Here is a 17,501-nt window from a genome sequence, read left to right as displayed (position 1 = left end):
CTGCGGTTAGCCGCGACCTTGTCGACGTTTAGGCTGTTGCTTAGTTTTAGGCTTTGCGGAGGTTGCTTTATGACGCTGCAGCTGGCGCGCCCTACTTTTTTGGGCCGTGCGGCGTAGTCGATGGGTATTAACCTTGTTGTCTTTGGTCATGTCTAGCATGGTGCGGGTTTCGTGCTGCAGTTGCACCGAGTCGCGCAATACGTTGACGTCTTCAAGCGGCAGCTCAAGCCAAGCTCCGTGTGGTAATTTTTTCGACAACACTGTGTTGCCATAACGCACCCGAATCAACCGGCTAACCGTGACGTCCTGACTTTCCCACAAACGGCGAACTTCACGATGCTTGCCTTCGTGTAACGTCACATGAAACCACTTATTGGCACCTTCACCGCCTGCGGCGTGAATGGTGTCGAACGATGCTAAGCCATCTTCGAGCATAACGCCCTGCTTCAAGCGCTTAATCATGGCGTCATCCACGGCACCAAAAATTCGAACGGCGTATTCACGCTCAAGTTCATAAGATGGGTGCATCAAGCGTGAAGCAAGTTCACCATCGGTGGTAAACAACAATAAGCCAGATGTGTTCAAATCGAGACGACCCACCGCAATCCAGCGGCCAATCGACAATTTAGGTAAGCGTTCAAAAACCGTTGGACGACCTTCAGGATCTTTGCGGCTGCAAACTTCACCTTCAGGTTTGTGATAAGCAATCACACGGCAAATGGTGTCACTGTCTGAACGGGTTTGCACAATGTTGCCATCGAGTCGCAACACGGCATCATCCTCAACGCGATCGCCGAGTTTGGCAGTGGAGCCATCGACACTAACGCGACCCGCGCTAATGACTTGTTCCATTTCGCGACGCGAGCCTAAGCCACTGCGGGCCAATACTTTTTGCAATTTTTCACTCATGAGGATTCCGTTTATGTTTGGTCAACACAGGATGTAGCCTTCTCAGGCGGCGCAGGATTGTAGCACAGTATAAACCCGTCGCACGTTTGTTGTTCAGCAAACTGAATTTTTTACTGCGTTAATTAGCATTAATTGCCATTAATGCTTGTTTGGAAACAGCGAACATCTTTAAATGGCATCAGGAATATTAACGAAACTAGCTACCATGCCAGACCCGCAACCTGAACAAAATAAATTGACCTTAACTTACCGTGTGGAGCCCGGCTGCCTTGGGCCTGACGGCAAAGATCATATCGAAGGCTTTTGTCAGTTCGCCAACAGAGCGGTATCAACGTTAGATGCCGATTTCGTCAACTGGCAAGTCATTCCCCGCTACGACAAATCGCTACCCGAAATGGAATTCAGCGTCAGAGGTAAAAGCTTGCCCCGCAGCAAAGCCGAGCAATACTTAGCCGCCATTGACGCTGATTTAGATGAGTTTGAAGCGCATTTAGGTGATGCGCTTGTGCGTATGATCGAAGCCTATCGCAATAGGCTTTAAGTCACATCAAGCGTGAGGATCTTCGAACGGCGTTGGAGGTTATAAAGCTGTTGTTTACTTGGCGGTAAGTCCGTCAATTCTCCCATCACAAAGCCATGCTCCAAAAACCAATGAATACTGGTCGTCGTCAGCGCAAAAATACGCTCACAGCCCATCGTTTTTGCTCGCTGAACTGCCGCTTTAAGCAATAATTCGCCACGTTGCGCCTGACGATAAGTTGGGTCAATTGCTAAACAAGCAAACTCAGCGCACTTGTGCTCTAGCCAAGGGTATAGCGCCACACAACCAATCACTAAGCCGTCGCGCTCTACCACAGTGAAATGTTCAATTTCAGTTTCGAGTTGCTCCCGCGAACGTCGCACTAAAATGCCTTGCTGCTCGAGTGGCCGAATTAAATCAAGAATACCGCCGATGTGAGAAATATTGGCGGCATTCATCCGCTCGGCACTTTCGGTCACCAGTTGCGTACCGATACCGTCGCGCGAAAACAGTTCTTGAAGCAAGGCGCCATCGTCTTTGTAACTCACCAAGTGGCATCGATTGACCCCACTGCGGCAGGCTTTAATTGCAGCAGTCAAAAAGTTATGTGCTGCCGGACAAGCAAAAATATGATGCTCGGGCTGACTCAGTACCTGCTCGGCATCACTCGGCAACAGTTCAGGCCGAACCTGCTGAGCTTCATCCAAAATGCCCGGCAGCTCGGAGAAGCCAATCATCTTCTCCGCTTTGATACGAATGGCAATTTGAGTCGCAATTTCTTCTGCCGTGAGATTAAAACTCTCTCCAGTCACCGAAGCGGCAATCGGCCCGTGTAACACAATATTGTTGCTGCTAAGCAGGTTGTCGATGCATTCAACATCAATGCGGCGCACACGTCCAGAGTGGCAGTGATCAATACCATCAATCACCCCGATCGGCTGGGCAATCACAAAGTTACCAGTAATCACATTGATATCGGAGCCCTGCATGGGCGTGTTACTCAGGCTCATCGATAAACGCGCCGTGATGTCGAGCTGCATCGCGCCAGTCACTTGTTTGACCTGCTCAAGTGCTTCGTTATCGGTAATGCGGATCTGGTTGTGAAAGGTTACATCTACATGCTGCCGAGCCATCGCACGGTCAATTTGCGGGCGTGCGCCAAACACTAAAACAAGCTTAATACCAAGCGTATTTAATAAGGCTATATCATTGAGAATGTAGCGAAAGTTTGGGTGTTCGATAGCTTCTCCGCCGACCATAACCACAAAGGTTTTGCCGCGGTGAGCATTTACATAAGGTGCCGAGTGACGAATGCCGCCGACTAAATCAGTGGTGCGCACAATCAAATCCCGTGTCTGTGCTTTAATCTATAGCGGCTAAGTATGCCTGCGACCGGCATTAAAGCAAGACTTCGACTAACTTTTGTTCGCTTCGCAACGACGCCAACTTATTGATCTTAGCGTTGAAACTGAGTAAAGCGTCATATCCTGCTAAAAGTGGATTAGGTATTATGCAAACTGCACTTTTAGATAGGTAATTAAAAACCATGACCGAATCGGTTAGACAGGACGTTAAACGTTGGCTCGAAAACGTGGTGATTGGGCTTAATTTATGCCCCTTTGCCGCTCGCCCGCACCGAATGCGGTTAGTTGATATTGTGGTTTCGACAGCTACCGATGAAGAGCAGCTGTTGACCGAATTACATCACGAAATCGCTCGATTAATAGCAACGCCAGTTGATGAACTAGAAACGACACTCATCGCCGTGCCAAACATGCTGTTGTGCTTTCAGCAGTACAACGATTTTCTAGACATCGCCGATGCATTATTGGAGCAAGGCGGCTGGCAAGGGGAAATCCAAATTGCGAGTTTTCACCCCGACTATCAATTTGTCGATTCGGAGCCTGATGACACCAGTAACCTAACCAACTGCTCGCCCGTACCTATCTTCCATTTAATTCGCGAGCAAAGTCTGACCGATGCGCTCATGAATTACGCAGATCCCGACAAAATACCATCCCGCAACATCGCAAAGTTAGAGCGCCTAACCTTGGACGAATTGAAAGATTACTTCCCATATTTGTATAAGTGATTTTAGGCTTTTGCTTGAATCCAAAAGCTAATGTGTTACAAACGCTGTTCGAATCTATTTCTCTCTGTATTAGGCAAAAGGTTAGGCATGAGCAGCAAACATAAAGCAACGGCTGTAGTCAGTGGTGGTCGCGACAGTAAATGGACAAAAGGTGTTGTTAACCCGCCGGTCATGCGCGCTTCCACGGTTGTCTTTGAGTCGGTTGCCCAAATGAAGCAAGCGACAGGCAATCGCGCTAATCAGACGTTGTTTTACGGTCGCCGCGGCACCGACACGAGCTTTGCTTTTGCTGATGCAATGGTGGCCTTAGAAGGTGGGGAAGGTTGCGCGATTTATCCTTGCGGCACCGCTGCAATTACTGGTGCGCTGTTATCGTTCCTAAAAGCTGGCGACCATTTATTAATGGTTGATACAGCTTACGAGCCAACCCGCGATTTTTGCGACAAGATGCTAGCTAATTTGGGTATCGAGACCACCTATTACGATCCGTTAGTAGGCGCTGGTATTGAAGCCTTGATGAAAGCCAATACAAAGGTGATCTTCACCGAATCTCCTGGCTCGATCACCATGGAAGTGCAAGACGTACCAGCCATTGCTGAAGTCGCCCACCGTCACGGTGCGATTGTTATGCTCGATAATACGTGGGGCGCCGGCATGTTGTTTGATGCCTTTGCTCATGGCGTGGATATCAGCATTCAAGCCGCTACCAAATATGTAGTCGGCCATTCCGATGTCATGCTTGGAACAGCCGTAGCAACTAAAGCCTTGTGGCCGCAACTGCGTGAGAATAGCTACCTATTGGGACAATGCACATCGCCGGACGATCTGTACTTAGCCATGCGTGGCATGCGGACGCTCAACGTACGTATGCAGCAACATCAAGAAAACGCACTGAAAATTGCCAACTGGCTTGCTCACCGGCCAGAAGTGGATCATATTCGCCACCCAGCATTTTCAAGCTGTCCCGGTCATGATGTGTGGCAGCGCGATTTTACTGGCTCCAACGGCTTGTTTTCGTTTGTTTTAAAACAAGGCCATCAGAAAGCAACAACCGCCATGCTCGATGGCATGCGCCATTTTAAAATGGGTTACTCCTGGGGCGGCTATGAGTCTTTAATTCTGGCGGTTTACGGCATTGAACGATTACGTACAGCTACCGAATGGCAAACTCAAGGCCCTCTTATTCGCCTGCACGTGGGTTTAGAGCATGTTGATGACTTAATTGAAGACTTAGCGGACGGGTTTGAACGGTTTAATCAAGCGCTATAGATAATCATTGTTGATACCTGTTACGGCGTTTGAGCGCCGTAACGTCAGCGTTTAGCCTTATTATCATTGCTATTCGATAATCGAATCCGTTTCCTACTGGTTGAAATAAACCAGTAGGAACCCAAGCGGACAAATCAATTCAACCGATAAATGTCCGCTATTCAATGGCGTTGCTCGCCGTTAGTTAGCAATAAACTCTTGTTTCATTTCGCTTACGCCAGAGTAATCAGCAAGCACATCAACACCAGTTAGGTAGCGGCGTAGCATATCCAGCGCAATGGCCGCTGCCTGCTTACGTATCATTGTGCGGCCGCGGTTTGGTAATTTGAGAAGCTGCTGGTAAACACCAGTTGGCGTTTTTAACGCAAACGCTACGGTTCCCACGGGCTTGTTAGGCGTATCACCGCTTGGGCCAGCAATCCCGCTAGTCGCCAAAGCAAAATCCGTATTGGCGTTAACGGATGCACCACAGGCCATGGCTGCAGCAACTTCTGCCGAGACTGCGCCATATTGCGCCAAAACCGTTTCAGGCACGGCGAGATCTTGTTGCTTCGCTTCATTGCTATAGGTGACATAGCCACGTTCAAAGTATGCGGAGGAGCCCGCTTCATGCACCAACCAATCGGCAATCATTCCGCCGGTACACGACTCAGCAGTAGCCAACTTAACACCGCGAGCAAGCATCAATTGCTGAATGTGGGCCGCTAAGGAGAGCTTTGCGTCGACAAAGACATAGCCACCTAAACGTTGGTTAATGCCTTGTTTGACTGTCGATAACTGCTCCTCAGAAACATCTGATGGGACACTCAGTTTCACTTCAATGGTCGGCTGAGACGAACGATAGCCAAGGGTACAGCCTGACGGCAACGGCAAATCATCAAGCAAGTCCGCTAATAACGATTCGCTTAATCCAATAGTCAGCCAGCGATGCAGGCTTGGCGCTTGTTGCTGGGCGTGTTGCAACAGCGTTGGGATCACCTGATCGTGAATCATCCGTTTGAATTCATGTGGTACGCCAGGGGTAAACATCAACTGGCAATTATCATGTTGAATCGCAAATCCGCAAGCAGTACCTACTGGGTTATCAATCATTTGCGCCGATTCAGGGATCATGGCTTGTTTGATATTTGACGCCGGCATGACCCGATTAAGCTTGGCATAATATTGCTCAAGCTTGTCACGCCATTCGGGTAACTCGCGCATGCCCTCGCCTAACCAAGTGGCAGCAGCTTCTGCACTTAAGTCATCGGTTGTTGGGCCGAGGCCGCCATTTACAATACAAAAATCACTGCGTTCAGCCGCGAGTGAAAATGCATCTAATAATGAGGCCATGTCATCACCCACGGTAACGTGCCAGGCCAACTTTAGGCCGTGCTCGTGCAATTGCTCTGCTAGCCACGCTGAGTTTGTGTCGACGATATCGCCGGCAAGGATCTCTTCGCCTGTGCTAATCAGGGCTATTTTCATAACGTACTCCGTGAAAATGAAAGTGATATGGTTAAAATGTGAGTGTCTAGTGGTCTTTAATCAATACTGCGTTTTGGCCAGTCGAACGCCTGTAATCTAGCGACGTCGTTTTCAAAATCAAACTGCGCCACCGCCAGCGTTGGAAATGCTTCAATAGCAGATTCGGCAAATAGCTCGGCCGCAAGGTGAATCGCGGGGTTGTGGCCAATCAACCAAACAACTGCTTCACGTCTTTGAGCAACCAGTTGTTGTAAATCAGTGGCGCTAGCGCCGTAAATTTCATCGCAGATCTGCAAGCGTTCAGCGGCAATATTGAGTGTTCGCATCAAGCATACGGCAGTACTGTATGCGCGGATTGCTGGCGAGCACAAAATCACATCGGGTAAGTTACTGCGAACAATTGGCCGTTGCGACATTTGTTGCGCAGCGGCATAACCTCGGTCATTGAGCGGTCGAAGCAGATCATCAATATCATGACGCCAACTTGACTTAGCGTGACGGATTAGCAGCAAACGTTGCATGACTCACCATTTCCTTGTAATTGCAGCACGCGGATCTGTGCGTCGATGGTTAGTGTCAATTCAGCCAACGTCGACAGTTCATCTTTAGCTTGCTGTGATGAACGGAAGAAATGAGGCGTCATTAATAGCAGTTGTTGCAACTGATCTTGCGGTAAGCAGATTTTAAACTGCACAGGCAGCATCTGCCCGACCAACTCAAAACCCTGAGTTTGCGCTTGTTCGGCAGACCAAGGACGGTGAGGCTTAATGTCTTGGTAGAGCTTTTGCCGCAATTCAATCAAATGATTTGGGCCAGCATCTACGAGCAGTAATTGGCCTCCCGGTTTCAGCACGCGCTTAAATTCGCTATAAACCGGAAACCCAAACATACATAACAGTATGTTGAGATAATCATTGGTTATTGGAATATTTTTACTACTCGCAACCAACCAACGTGCATTTTTATAGCGCTTGCTTGCCGCAAGCACAGCCCATTTGGAAATGTCGTAACCAATGTATTCTGCGCGTTCAGGTGAACAAGCCTGCGCGACCTGCTGTAAATAATAACCATCACCACAACCAGCATCAGCCAACCGCATTATTTCTTCGCCGCTTTGCTCAACGTGTTGCTGAATAACATCGGCAAGCGCATTGGCAAGTGGTTGATAGTGTCCGTTAGTCAGTAATGCCGAACGCGCTGCGACCATTTCTTTGCTGTCACCGGGATCACTTGAGCGCTTGTGCTGAACAGGCAGTAAATGACAATAACCTTGCTTCGCCACATCAAAACTGTGCCCCTGTTGACATAGTAAACTACGCTCTTTGTTAACCAACAATGAGCCATCCAACGGGCAACAAAGCCCTTGAGCATCAAGCATGTCTGTTCCAGTTTGTTGTTTGCGCCTTTATTTTTCACGCCACAGTGTAACGGCTCAGCGCGGGGTGAGGCAAAGCCAATGACTTTACGGGAAAAAGTGATATAGTTCACATTACGATTGACGGAGCGAAAAATATGTCCACACAGCAACCCACCATGCCTGAAGCCCCGAAAGGCCAAATGTTACTGCGCACGCTAGCAATGCCTGCTGACACCAACGCCAACGGCGATATTTTTGGTGGCTGGATCATGTCCCAAATGGATATTGCCGGCGGCATTATGGCGAAGGAAGTCGCCAAGGGCCGAACTGCGACTATTGCCGTCAACAGTATGAAATTCATACAGCCGGTAAAAGTTGGCGATGTTGTGTGCTGCTACGGTCATTTGGAGCGTGTTGGTAAAACCTCTATTACGCTCGGGCTCGAAGTTTGGGTCAAACCAGTGCTTCGCGAACAGCAGGCACAAGAGCATTTTTTAGTCACCGAAGCCTGCTTCACGTATGTCGCCATTGACTCCAACGGCAATAAGCGCGAGATCCCGAAGGATTATTCGATATAAATGAGTGATTTTTACGCATGACGTTACGCCCAAACAAAAAACTCTCGAATAGATCTCAATTCTGGGCTTGTACCAAACTTAAAACTCATTAACCTAGTGCGCGATTGTTTTCGCAACCTGTAAATGGACTTGATATCACATGTCTGAGCTTCGTTTTGAAGTATCTGATCCTTCCTCTAAGCTAGCGACGGAATTGCTGCGCCAATTTAAAGAAGAAGTGAATAAGCGTTACCCTGATGAACTAGTCCGCGATATTGATATTAACGACTTTATTAGTCGCGGCGGTGTTTTCTTAATTACCTACTCTGGCCAAGAAGTGGCCGCTTGTGGCGCTTTTTATCCACTGAACAAATCCGAGATTGAGCTCAAACGTATGTATGTGCTGCCAGATTATCGTGGCCAAGGCTTGGCTCGTCGTTTAGTCGCACATTTGGAAGATATTGGCCGTAAACAGGGCTACGCAAAAATGTTGCTCGAAACTGGCCGACGCCAGCCTGAAGCTATTGGCTTGTACCTGAGCGAGGCGTATCACGAAATTGACCCTTTTGGTCAATATGTTAACGATCCAAACAGCATCTGCTTTGAGAAGCTCATCTAACCAACGCCGGTTACTATGACGCAAATTGCAAACCTAATCCTGATTGTCATAACTGCAGCAGCGCTGCAGTTGTTTGGCCAGCTCCTGACAGATCACACCATTGATGTGGCGTTACCTGCTTGGCTGTTCGATCAGTTTGGTTTTGATTTTGGGAATTTGCTTGCTGAGTTAGTCACATACCTGCTGCCTTGGTTGCTACTTTCGCTGGTTATCACCATTCCCCTAGCCCGTTTCACTCAACAGTTTGCCAATATCGCTGGCGTATTGGTGTTCATCTGCCTGTTGGCGCTCGATTACGTGGGCCCACAACACCTTGATGTGATGGCTGATAGCATTTGGCATAGTATTCCTACCCTGCTCGCCTGGGCTTGCCCAATTCTCGCCTGTTGGCTTAACCGGATCTGGTTAAAGGGCTAATTGCGGTTATTGACCTCGATATTCTGTAGCAGCGGCCAAGTTATCTCCCTCAACGAGAGCTCTGCTCCAGTGTTCTTGTTTTGCTAGATGATAACTATGCTCTGCTAACACCAGATCTGCGGTAAGCCGAATCACATAGGGCAGTGACTGAGCTGAATTAGCGAACCTTCGCTCCAGCAAAATCTCGCCTCCTCGCTCTGGTAACCACACCTCCCCTTTAAAGCTGGTTTTAGCCAACATGCGTTGCAATTTCGGATTGTTATCCTCCATTGCCATGGCAATCAGTCGAATTTTCTGCTGACCACTTTGGCGAATATGTTCGATTTGCTCTAGCGATTTGTAACAACTGGCGCACCAAGAAGCGAAAAAATAGATAACTGCAGGTTCGCCTCTGAGGTCTTCAAATCCAATTGTGGAACCTTGTAGATCAATCAGAGAAATATGTTCAACAGGCTGGCCAAGCGCTCGCAACGATTGAGCAGCAACCTGGTGATAGTCATCGGCATGACTGCTGGCCGCCAAAAGTAAGCCCATAAGCATTATCCATTGCTTCATATTGCGTCCTTGTTTAATAAGTCTTTGCGTTGCCTCGGTTAACCTTTGTTAACAAGGCGTGTTAGCTCTGAGTAGCGTGCAAACTGTTTATCAATATAGCTACAGCTCGGCTTTACTTTCCACCCCTTCTTTTCAACGACATTAACGAGCGCATCAAACAGCACTCCAGCAAGACCTTGGCCACGATGACTTGGCGCCACTACAGTGTGGTGCGCATCAATAACGCCCTCTACAGGGCCGCTGAATTGCAACTCAGCATAATTGCCAATACGAATGGTTCCGCCATTTTCAATAAGCTCGACGGAAATTGGATCTTTACCCATTGCTCATCTCCAATAACTCTGACTAATTAATACGCCATTAGGCCACGATCCATGCTCCGTCTCGATTCCTGCTTAACTTAGAAGTCGCCGCTCCGGCTTTCTCTGGGTAAATAGAATGCTTCCGCGACGGGAGTGGTACACGGATGTGACGTGTAGGAAACTAAGGAAGGATACCATCCGTGCGTGTTCACCGCCGATAATTACTCCTGCATTATCAGCATACAGCCCATCCATGGGCATCGCCGCTCCTGCGCATCCGTGCGCCCTCGGCATACCGTTCGTCCTGAACATAAAAAAGCCCCGCAAGTTTTCACTTGCAGGGCTCTTCATTCTTTCAAGAAAACTTACTTAGCAGCTTTCTTTTCTTTCTCTGCAGCAATTACAGCTTCTGCTACGTTGGCAGGACATGCCGCGTAGTGGCTGAATTCCATTGAGAACTGACCACGACCAGATGTCATAGTACGCAGTGAACCAATGTAGCCAAACATTTCAGACAGAGGAACGTCTGCCTTAATGCGAACACCAGTTGCACCAGCTTCTTGGTCTTTGATCATGCCACGACGACGGTTCAAATCACCAATTACATCACCAACGTGATCTTCTGGAGTGAACACATCAACTTTCATGATTGGTTCAAGAAGTTGTGGGCCAGCTTTCGGCATAGATTGACGGTATGCACCTTTCGCTGCAATTTCAAACGCTACAGCAGAGGAGTCAACGGCGTGGAAGCCACCATCAAACAATTCAATTTCAACGTCAAGCAGTGGGAAGCCAGCCAATGGACCTTCTTCCATCATGACCTTGAAGCCCTTCTCAATCGCTGGGAAGAATTCCTTCGGTACGTTACCGCCAACAACGGTAGACTTGAATTGGAAGCCAGAGTTTTGCTCGCCAGGCTTAACACGGTAATCAATCTTACCGAATTGACCAGAACCACCAGACTGCTTCTTGTGCGTGTAGCTGTCTTCGATCGCTTGCGTGATGGTCTCACGGTAAGCAACCTGAGGTTGACCAACAGTCAGTTCAACACCGTAAGTACGCTTCAGAATATCTACTTTAATATCCAAGTGAAGTTCGCCCATACCTTTCAGGATGGTTTCACCAGAATCTTCATCAGTCTCAACCTGGAATGATGGATCTTCAGCAACCATTTTACCGATTGCGATACCCATTTTCTCAGTTGAACCTTTATCTTTTGGCGATACAGCAATCGAGATTACTGGCTCAGGGAAGATCATTGGCTCAAGCGTACAAGGGTTCTTCGGATCACACAGAGTGTGACCAGTTTGAACGTTCTTCATACCTACAACTGCGATGATGTCACCAGCCTGAGCAGTGCTTAGCTCGGTACGGTCATCAGCGTGCATTTCAACCATACGGCCGATACGCTCAGTTTTGCCAGTGGCAGAGTTAAGGATGGTGTCGCCCTTGTTCAACGTACCAGAATAAATACGAATAAAGGTCAACGCACCGAAGCGGTCATCCATAATTTTGAACGCCAACGCGCGGAAAGGCTCGTCAACAGAAACCAGTGCAGTTTCGCCAGTAGGCTCACCAGTTTCTTCGTCAGTCAGAGGCTGCGCATCAACTTCAACAGGGTTTGGCAAGTAATCAACAACCGCATCCAGAATCAACTGAATACCTTTGTTTTTGAACGCTGAACCACAGTAAGTTGGGAAGAAATCCATGGTGCGAGTACCGCTACGGATACAACGCTTGATGTCTTCCAATGAAGGCTCTTCGCCTTCCATGTAAGCCATCATCAGATCGTCATCTTGCTCAACAGCAGTTTCGATCAGTTGCTCACGGTAAGCAGCAGCATCATCAACCAAGTCGGCTGGGATGTCGGTGATCTCGTAGTTTTCTGGTAAACCAGTGTCATCCCAGATGTAAGCTTTTTGGCTTAATACATCAACAACACCAACGAAGTCATCTTCAGTACCGATAGGCAGAGTCATAACCAATGGGTTTGCACCCAAAACGTTTTTAACTTGATCGACAACGCGATAGAAGTCTGCACCCAAACGGTCCAGCTTGTTGACGAAGATGATACGAGCAACTTCTGAGTCGTTCGCATAGCGCCAGTTTGTTTCTGACTGAGGCTCAACACCACCAGAACCACAGAATACACCTACACCACCATCAAGAACTTTCAGCGAACGATAAACTTCAACAGTGAAGTCAACGTGGCCAGGGGTGTCAATGATGTTTAAACGGTGGTCTTTCCAGAAACAAGTTGTAGCAGCCGACTGAATGGTAATACCACGCTCAGCTTCCTGTTCCATAAAGTCAGTTGTTGCAGCACCGTCGTGCACTTCACCGGTTTTGTGGATTTTACCGGTTAGTTTCAAGATACGTTCTGTAGAAGTCGTTTTACCCGCGTCAACGTGGGCAAAAATACCGATGTTTCTGTACTTAGATAATTCAGCCATTTTCTTACTCAGTTGGTGATGAGCCTAAATTTGCGCGCAAGTATACAGGAATTCCTGTAAAGAATGCCAAGCTTGTTTTGATAAACAGTCACAATCCGATAAGAACAGCGGTTGTAAGGGTTTAGTTACAGCTTATTTGCTTGAATTCCGGTTCATTGGCGCCTTGAACAAACACATATATATGGGTACGTGCCGCGTTTTTCAACCCTATATAGTAGCCTTGATACGAGGTTGTGTTACCCAAAAACGTATCGATTCACCAAGGGCTCATCGGTTTGTCTTGGTCTGCCTCAAAATTAGCGGCCATTTGCTCAATGATTTCGAGTGACACCTGGTGTTTATTATGGCGCGCGCACAGCTGTTGTTGATGCTGTTCGGTCGGATCGCCCACTAGAATTCGTTTGACTTTATAGCCCAACGATTGAGCTGCACGTTGATAAGGCAAATATTCCCAACACGCCATATTGGTATTGTCACAAATCATGATGGGGTAACCCGCACACAACCCGTCAATAAAGCGAACTAAGTTAAGCGAGTGATATTTCGGTAGCAACTCAGCCTGAAATACATAACGCATGCCGTGCTGAAAATAATCATCAGTACTGCATATAATTTGATCGCGAGGGTATTGGCTGGCGTGCTGTTGCCACATTTGTTTGGCGAGGCGTGATTTGCCCGAGCCGGGCAAACCGCGCATGATGATGGCAAGTCGTTGACTCGAATTAGTCTTTTCCATCTTCGCTGATACGACTAGCAACGGCAGATTGTTGGTGTTTGTATTTGGCATCGGCCCGCTTGTTATATGGACGCGCGGCAGGAAACTCTAATTTTTCAAAGTTTAATGCGCCAATCTTCATCTTAGGACGCAGTGCCAACGGCAATTTACCGCTATTCATAAATTCAAGCACAATCCGGCCAGACCAACCCGGATCAATCCGGTGGGCTGTCACGTGCACCATCAAACCCAGGCGAGCTAACGACGAACGCCCGTCAAGCCAACCGACAATATCGGCCGGTAATGTCACCGACTCGTGGGTTACTGCCAACGCCAGTTCGCCAGGGTGTAAAAAGAAGGCGTCGCCATCTTTAATGTAGATTTCATCGCTCATCACAGCATTTAAAGCTGCATCAACGTCTTCGCGCGCGCCACTTAAATCAATATAAGGCGCAGTATGGTCTTGAAACACACGAAAGGTATTGCCCAAACACACATCCAAACTGACACCGCTAATCATCGCAGGGGCCGGCTTTGGCTCAATAACGATGGTACCGTCATCGAGTGCTTGTTCAATTTGAACGTCGTTCAATCTCATATTCGTGTCTACCTTCAAAAATTTGCCGCGTAGTTTATGCGCAAGTGACAATAAGATCACCTGCTTAAAAATAAATTAATAACTTGGATCAATCATCTGAGATATCAATTGCCACAGGATCAGCTTGCTGCTGTTGCCCCAGCCACACATGGTATGCCATTGCCGCGGCTGTATCTCGATAAATAGTAGCAAGCAGTGAATCGGGCTCAGCTACAACGGTTGGATTACCGTCATCAACATCATCACCTATTTGGCGATCTAGCGGTAACGCGCCAAGTAAAGGCACATCATATAGGTCGGCAATACGTTTACCGCCATCTTTTCCAAATAGGTAATCATGATGGCCACAATTACTACAGGCATGAAAACTCATGTTTTCGATCACCCCGGCAACGGGTACATCGACCTTTTGAAACATGGCTATACCTTTAACGGCATCGGCTAGCGCAATCGTTTGTGGCGTAGTGACAATCACCGCAGCAGAAACTGGCGCTACCTGCGCCAAGGTCAATTGAATATCACCAGTACCCGGTGGCATATCAACGATTAAGTAGTCTGCCTCCCCCCAAATGGTATCGCGCAGCAATTGCTGTAAAACTCCAGCAGCCATTGGGCCACGCCATACCGTTGCGGTGTCAGCTGCAACCAAGAAACCAACCGAGTTAACGACCAAACCATGGGTGCTGATCGGAATCATCATCTTTTCGCCATCGGCAAGTGCTGGCGTTTGTCCTTCACAGCCCAACATGAGAGGAAGCGATGGGCCATAAATGTCGGCATCTAACAACGCCACTTTGGCGCCTTCTTGCTGCAGCGCCAAGGCTAAATTAACGGCCGTGGTTGACTTGCCTACCCCACCCTTACCGCTCGATACGGCAATCACGTTTTTGACCTTAGCCAAGCTTGGTAGGCGCTCGCCAAGCGTTGCTACCGATTCGTGCTGAGCTTCAACTTCAACCTGTTTGCCCGCAGCCGCGTCATAGAGACGCTGCTTTTGTACGTCATCAAGGCGCTGCCAGAACCCTTTATTGGGAAAAGGAAAGATCAGCGTGACATGAATTGTGCCTGCCGTTTCTTGGACGTTAATATCAAGGCACAGCGAGCCCAGCGTAACTTGAGTCACGGGTTCAATCACTTGAAGTACAGCGGCTTTAAAATCTGACATGTTACGTCCTTGGCGATGGTATCTATCGATAATAATGGGTCAATAAAGGGTAGGAAAAGCGAACCGTCGGCATTCATGTCTATTGTGTCACGGCTAAGGCTTTTGAAGCCATACTGGCACAGCAACCTCGAATCACCAAGTTTAGACCGACATCGTATTTGACTGATGGGTTTACGGCCAAAGCAGGCGTCTGTTCGCCCTATAACGGTGGCCTTACAAGGCCAATCTGAGTTACCATTCGGCTTCTTTTATTAACTTCATAGTAAGCCCAAGACACGATGACAAATTCCGTTCGTGACATTTTGGTCACTTCTGCGCTTCCGTATGCCAATGGCCCGATCCACTTAGGCCACATGCTTGAATACATTCAGACCGATATCTGGGTTCGTTTCCAGAATCTACGTGGTAATAACTGCACTTATGTTTGCGCGGACGATGCCCACGGCACGCCGATCATGCTTAAAGCTCAGCAAATGGGTATTTCCCCCGAGCAACTGATTGCCGATACAGCGGTTGAACACCAACGTGACTTTGCTGATTTCATGGTGGACTTTCACCATTATCACAGCACCCACAGTGACGAGAATCGTGAACTGGCAGAGGGCATTTACTTCGCGTTGCGCGATGGAGGTTATATTAAAACCAAGACCATCAGCCAATTGTTCGATCCTGAGAAGCAAATGTTCTTGCCCGATCGCTTCGTCAAAGGCGACTGCCCGAAGTGTGACGCTACGGATCAAAATGGCGATAACTGCGACAACTGCGGCGCAACCTATAGCCCTACTGACCTGAAGAATCCTGTATCTGCCGTTTCTGGCGCAACGCCAGAGCTGCGCGACTCAGAACATTACTTCTTCGACTTACCTGCATTTTCCGACATGCTGCAGCAGTGGACTCAGTCAGGCCACTTGCAATCAGAAATGTCTAACAAGTTGGCCGAGTGGTTTGAGCAAGGCTTGCAGCAATGGGATATTAGCCGAGATGCGCCGTATTTTGGTTTTGAGATTCCTGATGCTCCGGGTAAGTACTTTTACGTTTGGCTCGACGCGCCAATCGGTTACTTGGCCAGTTTTAAAGCCCTGTGCGAAAAGACAGACGGTTTAAATTTCGATGATTACTGGGCGCCAAGCTCAGATGCCGAGGTGTACCACTTTATTGGCAAAGACATCATTTATTTCCACAGCCTTTTCTGGCCTGCCATGTTAGAAGGTGCTGGCTACCGCAAACCGAATGCAGTTTATGCGCACGGCTATGTCACCGTAAACGGCGCCAAGATGTCTAAGTCACGCGGTACATTTATTAAAGCGCGTACTTATTTAGACCATTTAAACCCGGAATACCTTCGTTATTACTATGCTGCCAAGCTATCAAGTCGTATCGATGACTTAGATCTAAACCTCGAAGACTTTGCGCAGCGAGTTAACTCTGATTTAGTCGGCAAGGTCATTAACATTGCCTCGCGTTGCGCCGGTTTCATCACCAAGCGCTTTGACGGTAAACTTAGCGAGACCATCCTTGCGCCTGAATTAGCAGAAGAATTCACATCCGCTGGCGATAGCATTGCCGAGTTGTATGAACAACGTGAATTTGGCAAAGCTGTCCGCGAAATTATGGCGTTGGCCGACAAAGCTAATGCTTATATTGCCGATATGGCGCCTTGGCAGTTGATTAAAGAAGACGGTAAACAAGAATTAGCGCACCAAGTGTGTTCTATGGGTATCAACCTATTCCGTCTGCTGATGGTCTACCTCAAGCCAGTATTGCCAACCACCGCAGCAAACTCTGAAGCCTTTTTGAACGACCAATTGACGTGGGACAGCCATAAAACGTTGTTGCTCGGCCATGAAATCAACAAATTTAAAGCTCTAATGCAGCGTGTGGAAATGGATAAAGTAAATGCCATGGTAGATGACTCGAAAGATAATTTGATTGCCGCTGAGCCAGCGAAGAAAGACGAGCCAGAAGCCGCACCGGCATCTGAATTTGATCCGATTAGCGATGAAATCCAATTCGAGGACTTTGCCAAGGTCGACTTGCGAGTTGCTAAAATTGTTAAAGCCGAGCACGTTGAAGGCGCTAAAAAGCTACTCAAACTCACCTTAGATATCGGCGCAGAATCACGCCAAGTGTTTGCCGGCATTAAGTCTGCTTACACTCCAGAAGAGCTTGAAGGGCGATTAACCGTGATGGTTGCCAACTTAGCTCCTCGTAAAATGAAGTTTGGCATGTCAGAAGGCATGGTGTGTGCAGCCGGACCAGGCGGTAAAGATATTTGGATCTTAAGTCCAGATAACGGTGCCCAACCGGGCATGCGCATCTTCTAATTCTCTGCGACGTGGAAGTCGTAGCGGCGCTGGCTTCTTGCATTCAGCTTAGTCATTTACTTTGTGTAAACTTCTAAGCTGACTGCTTTCACCGCCTTGCGACAACGTCAAATTCATTGAGAATGGCTGACGTCTCGAATCAATTTGATTTGACTATTAGCACCCCCAAACTGAACTTGCTT

At 48.1% G+C, this 17,501-nt stretch carries 18 protein-coding genes; 7 read left to right on the top strand and 11 right to left on the bottom strand.

The features are described 5' to 3' along the window. Positions 1 to 6: 6 nt before the first annotated feature. A complete protein-coding gene (rluB, locus tag K0504_RS04155; RefSeq protein WP_220102901.1) occupies positions 7 to 909 on the bottom strand; it encodes a 23S rRNA pseudouridine(2605) synthase RluB in 903 nt (300 codons plus the stop codon). A gap of 205 nt (positions 910 to 1,114) precedes the next feature. On the opposite strand from rluB, the gene K0504_RS04150 reads away from it, so the two are divergent. Beyond that, a complete protein-coding gene (locus K0504_RS04150) occupies positions 1,115 to 1,450 on the top strand; it encodes a hypothetical protein (RefSeq protein WP_220102900.1) in 336 nt (111 codons plus the stop codon). Here the strand turns inward: K0504_RS04150 and argA are convergent. Next, positions 1,447 to 2,769 (bottom strand): amino-acid N-acetyltransferase, encoded by a 1,323-nt coding sequence (gene argA / locus K0504_RS04145; RefSeq protein ID WP_220102899.1) that lies wholly within the window; start codon positions 2,767 to 2,769, stop codon positions 1,447 to 1,449. The genes K0504_RS04150 and argA overlap by 4 nt on opposite strands. Positions 2,770 to 2,975: 206 nt before the next feature. Between argA and K0504_RS04140 the strand changes: the two genes are divergently transcribed. Continuing rightward, entirely contained in the window at positions 2,976 to 3,521 is a 546-nt protein-coding gene (locus tag K0504_RS04140; protein WP_220102898.1) for a DUF1415 domain-containing protein, read from the top strand. Positions 3,522 to 3,608: 87 nt separating this feature from the next. Further along, complete coding sequence (locus tag K0504_RS04135; RefSeq protein WP_220102897.1) at positions 3,609 to 4,790, top strand: cystathionine beta-lyase; 1,182 nt, start codon at positions 3,609 to 3,611, stop codon at positions 4,788 to 4,790. Positions 4,791 to 4,970: 180 nt separating this feature from the next. On the opposite strand, the gene K0504_RS04130 is transcribed toward K0504_RS04135, so the two are convergent. The 3 genes from K0504_RS04130 to K0504_RS04120 are packed head-to-tail and all read right to left on the bottom strand — an operon-like array spanning position 4,971 to position 7,635. Further along, positions 4,971 to 6,257 (bottom strand): CinA family nicotinamide mononucleotide deamidase-related protein, encoded by a 1,287-nt coding sequence (locus K0504_RS04130; RefSeq protein WP_220102896.1) that lies wholly within the window; start codon positions 6,255 to 6,257, stop codon positions 4,971 to 4,973. A gap of 56 nt (positions 6,258 to 6,313) precedes the next feature. After that, positions 6,314 to 6,778, bottom strand: a complete 465-nt coding sequence (locus tag K0504_RS04125) for a SixA phosphatase family protein (protein ID WP_220102895.1) — start codon at positions 6,776 to 6,778, stop codon at positions 6,314 to 6,316. Next, complete coding sequence (locus K0504_RS04120; RefSeq protein WP_220102894.1) at positions 6,760 to 7,635, bottom strand: putative RNA methyltransferase; 876 nt, start codon at positions 7,633 to 7,635, stop codon at positions 6,760 to 6,762. The genes K0504_RS04125 and K0504_RS04120 overlap by 19 nt, the downstream gene beginning before the upstream one ends. A gap of 134 nt (positions 7,636 to 7,769) precedes the next feature. Between K0504_RS04120 and yciA the strand changes: the two genes are divergently transcribed. The 3 genes from yciA to K0504_RS04105 all read left to right on the top strand — a co-directional run bounded on the left by yciA (position 7,770) and on the right by K0504_RS04105 (position 9,207). After that, positions 7,770 to 8,192, top strand: a complete 423-nt coding sequence (gene yciA, locus K0504_RS04115; RefSeq protein WP_225917954.1) for an acyl-CoA thioester hydrolase YciA — start codon at positions 7,770 to 7,772, stop codon at positions 8,190 to 8,192. Between the two features lie 139 nt (positions 8,193 to 8,331). After that, the gene (locus tag K0504_RS04110; protein WP_220102893.1) at positions 8,332 to 8,790 is read left to right on the top strand and encodes a GNAT family N-acetyltransferase; all 459 of its coding nucleotides are present in this window, start codon (positions 8,332 to 8,334) and stop codon (positions 8,788 to 8,790) included. A 15-nt stretch (positions 8,791 to 8,805) separates the two neighbouring features. Beyond that, the gene (locus K0504_RS04105) at positions 8,806 to 9,207 is read left to right on the top strand and encodes a hypothetical protein (protein WP_220102892.1); all 402 of its coding nucleotides are present in this window, start codon (positions 8,806 to 8,808) and stop codon (positions 9,205 to 9,207) included. Between the two features lie 6 nt (positions 9,208 to 9,213). On the opposite strand, the gene K0504_RS04100 is transcribed toward K0504_RS04105, so the two are convergent. From K0504_RS04100 to apbC, 6 genes are all read right to left on the bottom strand, one after another. After that, positions 9,214 to 9,762, bottom strand: coding sequence for a TlpA family protein disulfide reductase (locus K0504_RS04100; protein ID WP_220102891.1), 549 nt, complete (start codon positions 9,760 to 9,762; stop codon positions 9,214 to 9,216). A 38-nt stretch (positions 9,763 to 9,800) separates the two neighbouring features. Then, complete coding sequence (locus K0504_RS04095; protein WP_220102890.1) at positions 9,801 to 10,085, bottom strand: GNAT family N-acetyltransferase; 285 nt, start codon at positions 10,083 to 10,085, stop codon at positions 9,801 to 9,803. 344 nt (positions 10,086 to 10,429) lie between these two features. Beyond that, positions 10,430 to 12,517 (bottom strand): elongation factor G, encoded by a 2,088-nt coding sequence (gene fusA / locus K0504_RS04090; protein ID WP_220102889.1) that lies wholly within the window; start codon positions 12,515 to 12,517, stop codon positions 10,430 to 10,432. A gap of 256 nt (positions 12,518 to 12,773) precedes the next feature. Further along, entirely contained in the window at positions 12,774 to 13,253 is a 480-nt protein-coding gene (locus K0504_RS04085) for an AAA family ATPase (protein ID WP_220102888.1), read from the bottom strand. Then, a complete protein-coding gene (gene dcd, locus K0504_RS04080) occupies positions 13,240 to 13,830 on the bottom strand; it encodes a dCTP deaminase (protein ID WP_220102887.1) in 591 nt (196 codons plus the stop codon). Before dcd ends, K0504_RS04085 begins: the two co-directional genes overlap by 14 nt. 88 nt (positions 13,831 to 13,918) lie before the next feature. Next, positions 13,919 to 14,995, bottom strand: coding sequence for an iron-sulfur cluster carrier protein ApbC (gene apbC / locus K0504_RS04075; protein WP_220102886.1), 1,077 nt, complete (start codon positions 14,993 to 14,995; stop codon positions 13,919 to 13,921). A gap of 278 nt (positions 14,996 to 15,273) precedes the next feature. On the opposite strand from apbC, the gene metG reads away from it, so the two are divergent. Continuing rightward, a complete protein-coding gene (metG, locus tag K0504_RS04070) occupies positions 15,274 to 17,319 on the top strand; it encodes a methionine--tRNA ligase (protein ID WP_220102885.1) in 2,046 nt (681 codons plus the stop codon). Positions 17,320 to 17,501 lie beyond the last annotated feature (182 nt).

The organism is Neiella holothuriorum (assembly GCF_019457915.1).
Taxonomy (GTDB): Bacteria; Pseudomonadota; Gammaproteobacteria; order Enterobacterales; family Neiellaceae; genus Neiella; species Neiella holothuriorum.
The sequence above is the reverse complement of the archived record's forward strand: the minus strand, read 5'-3'. Positions and strand labels throughout refer to the sequence as shown.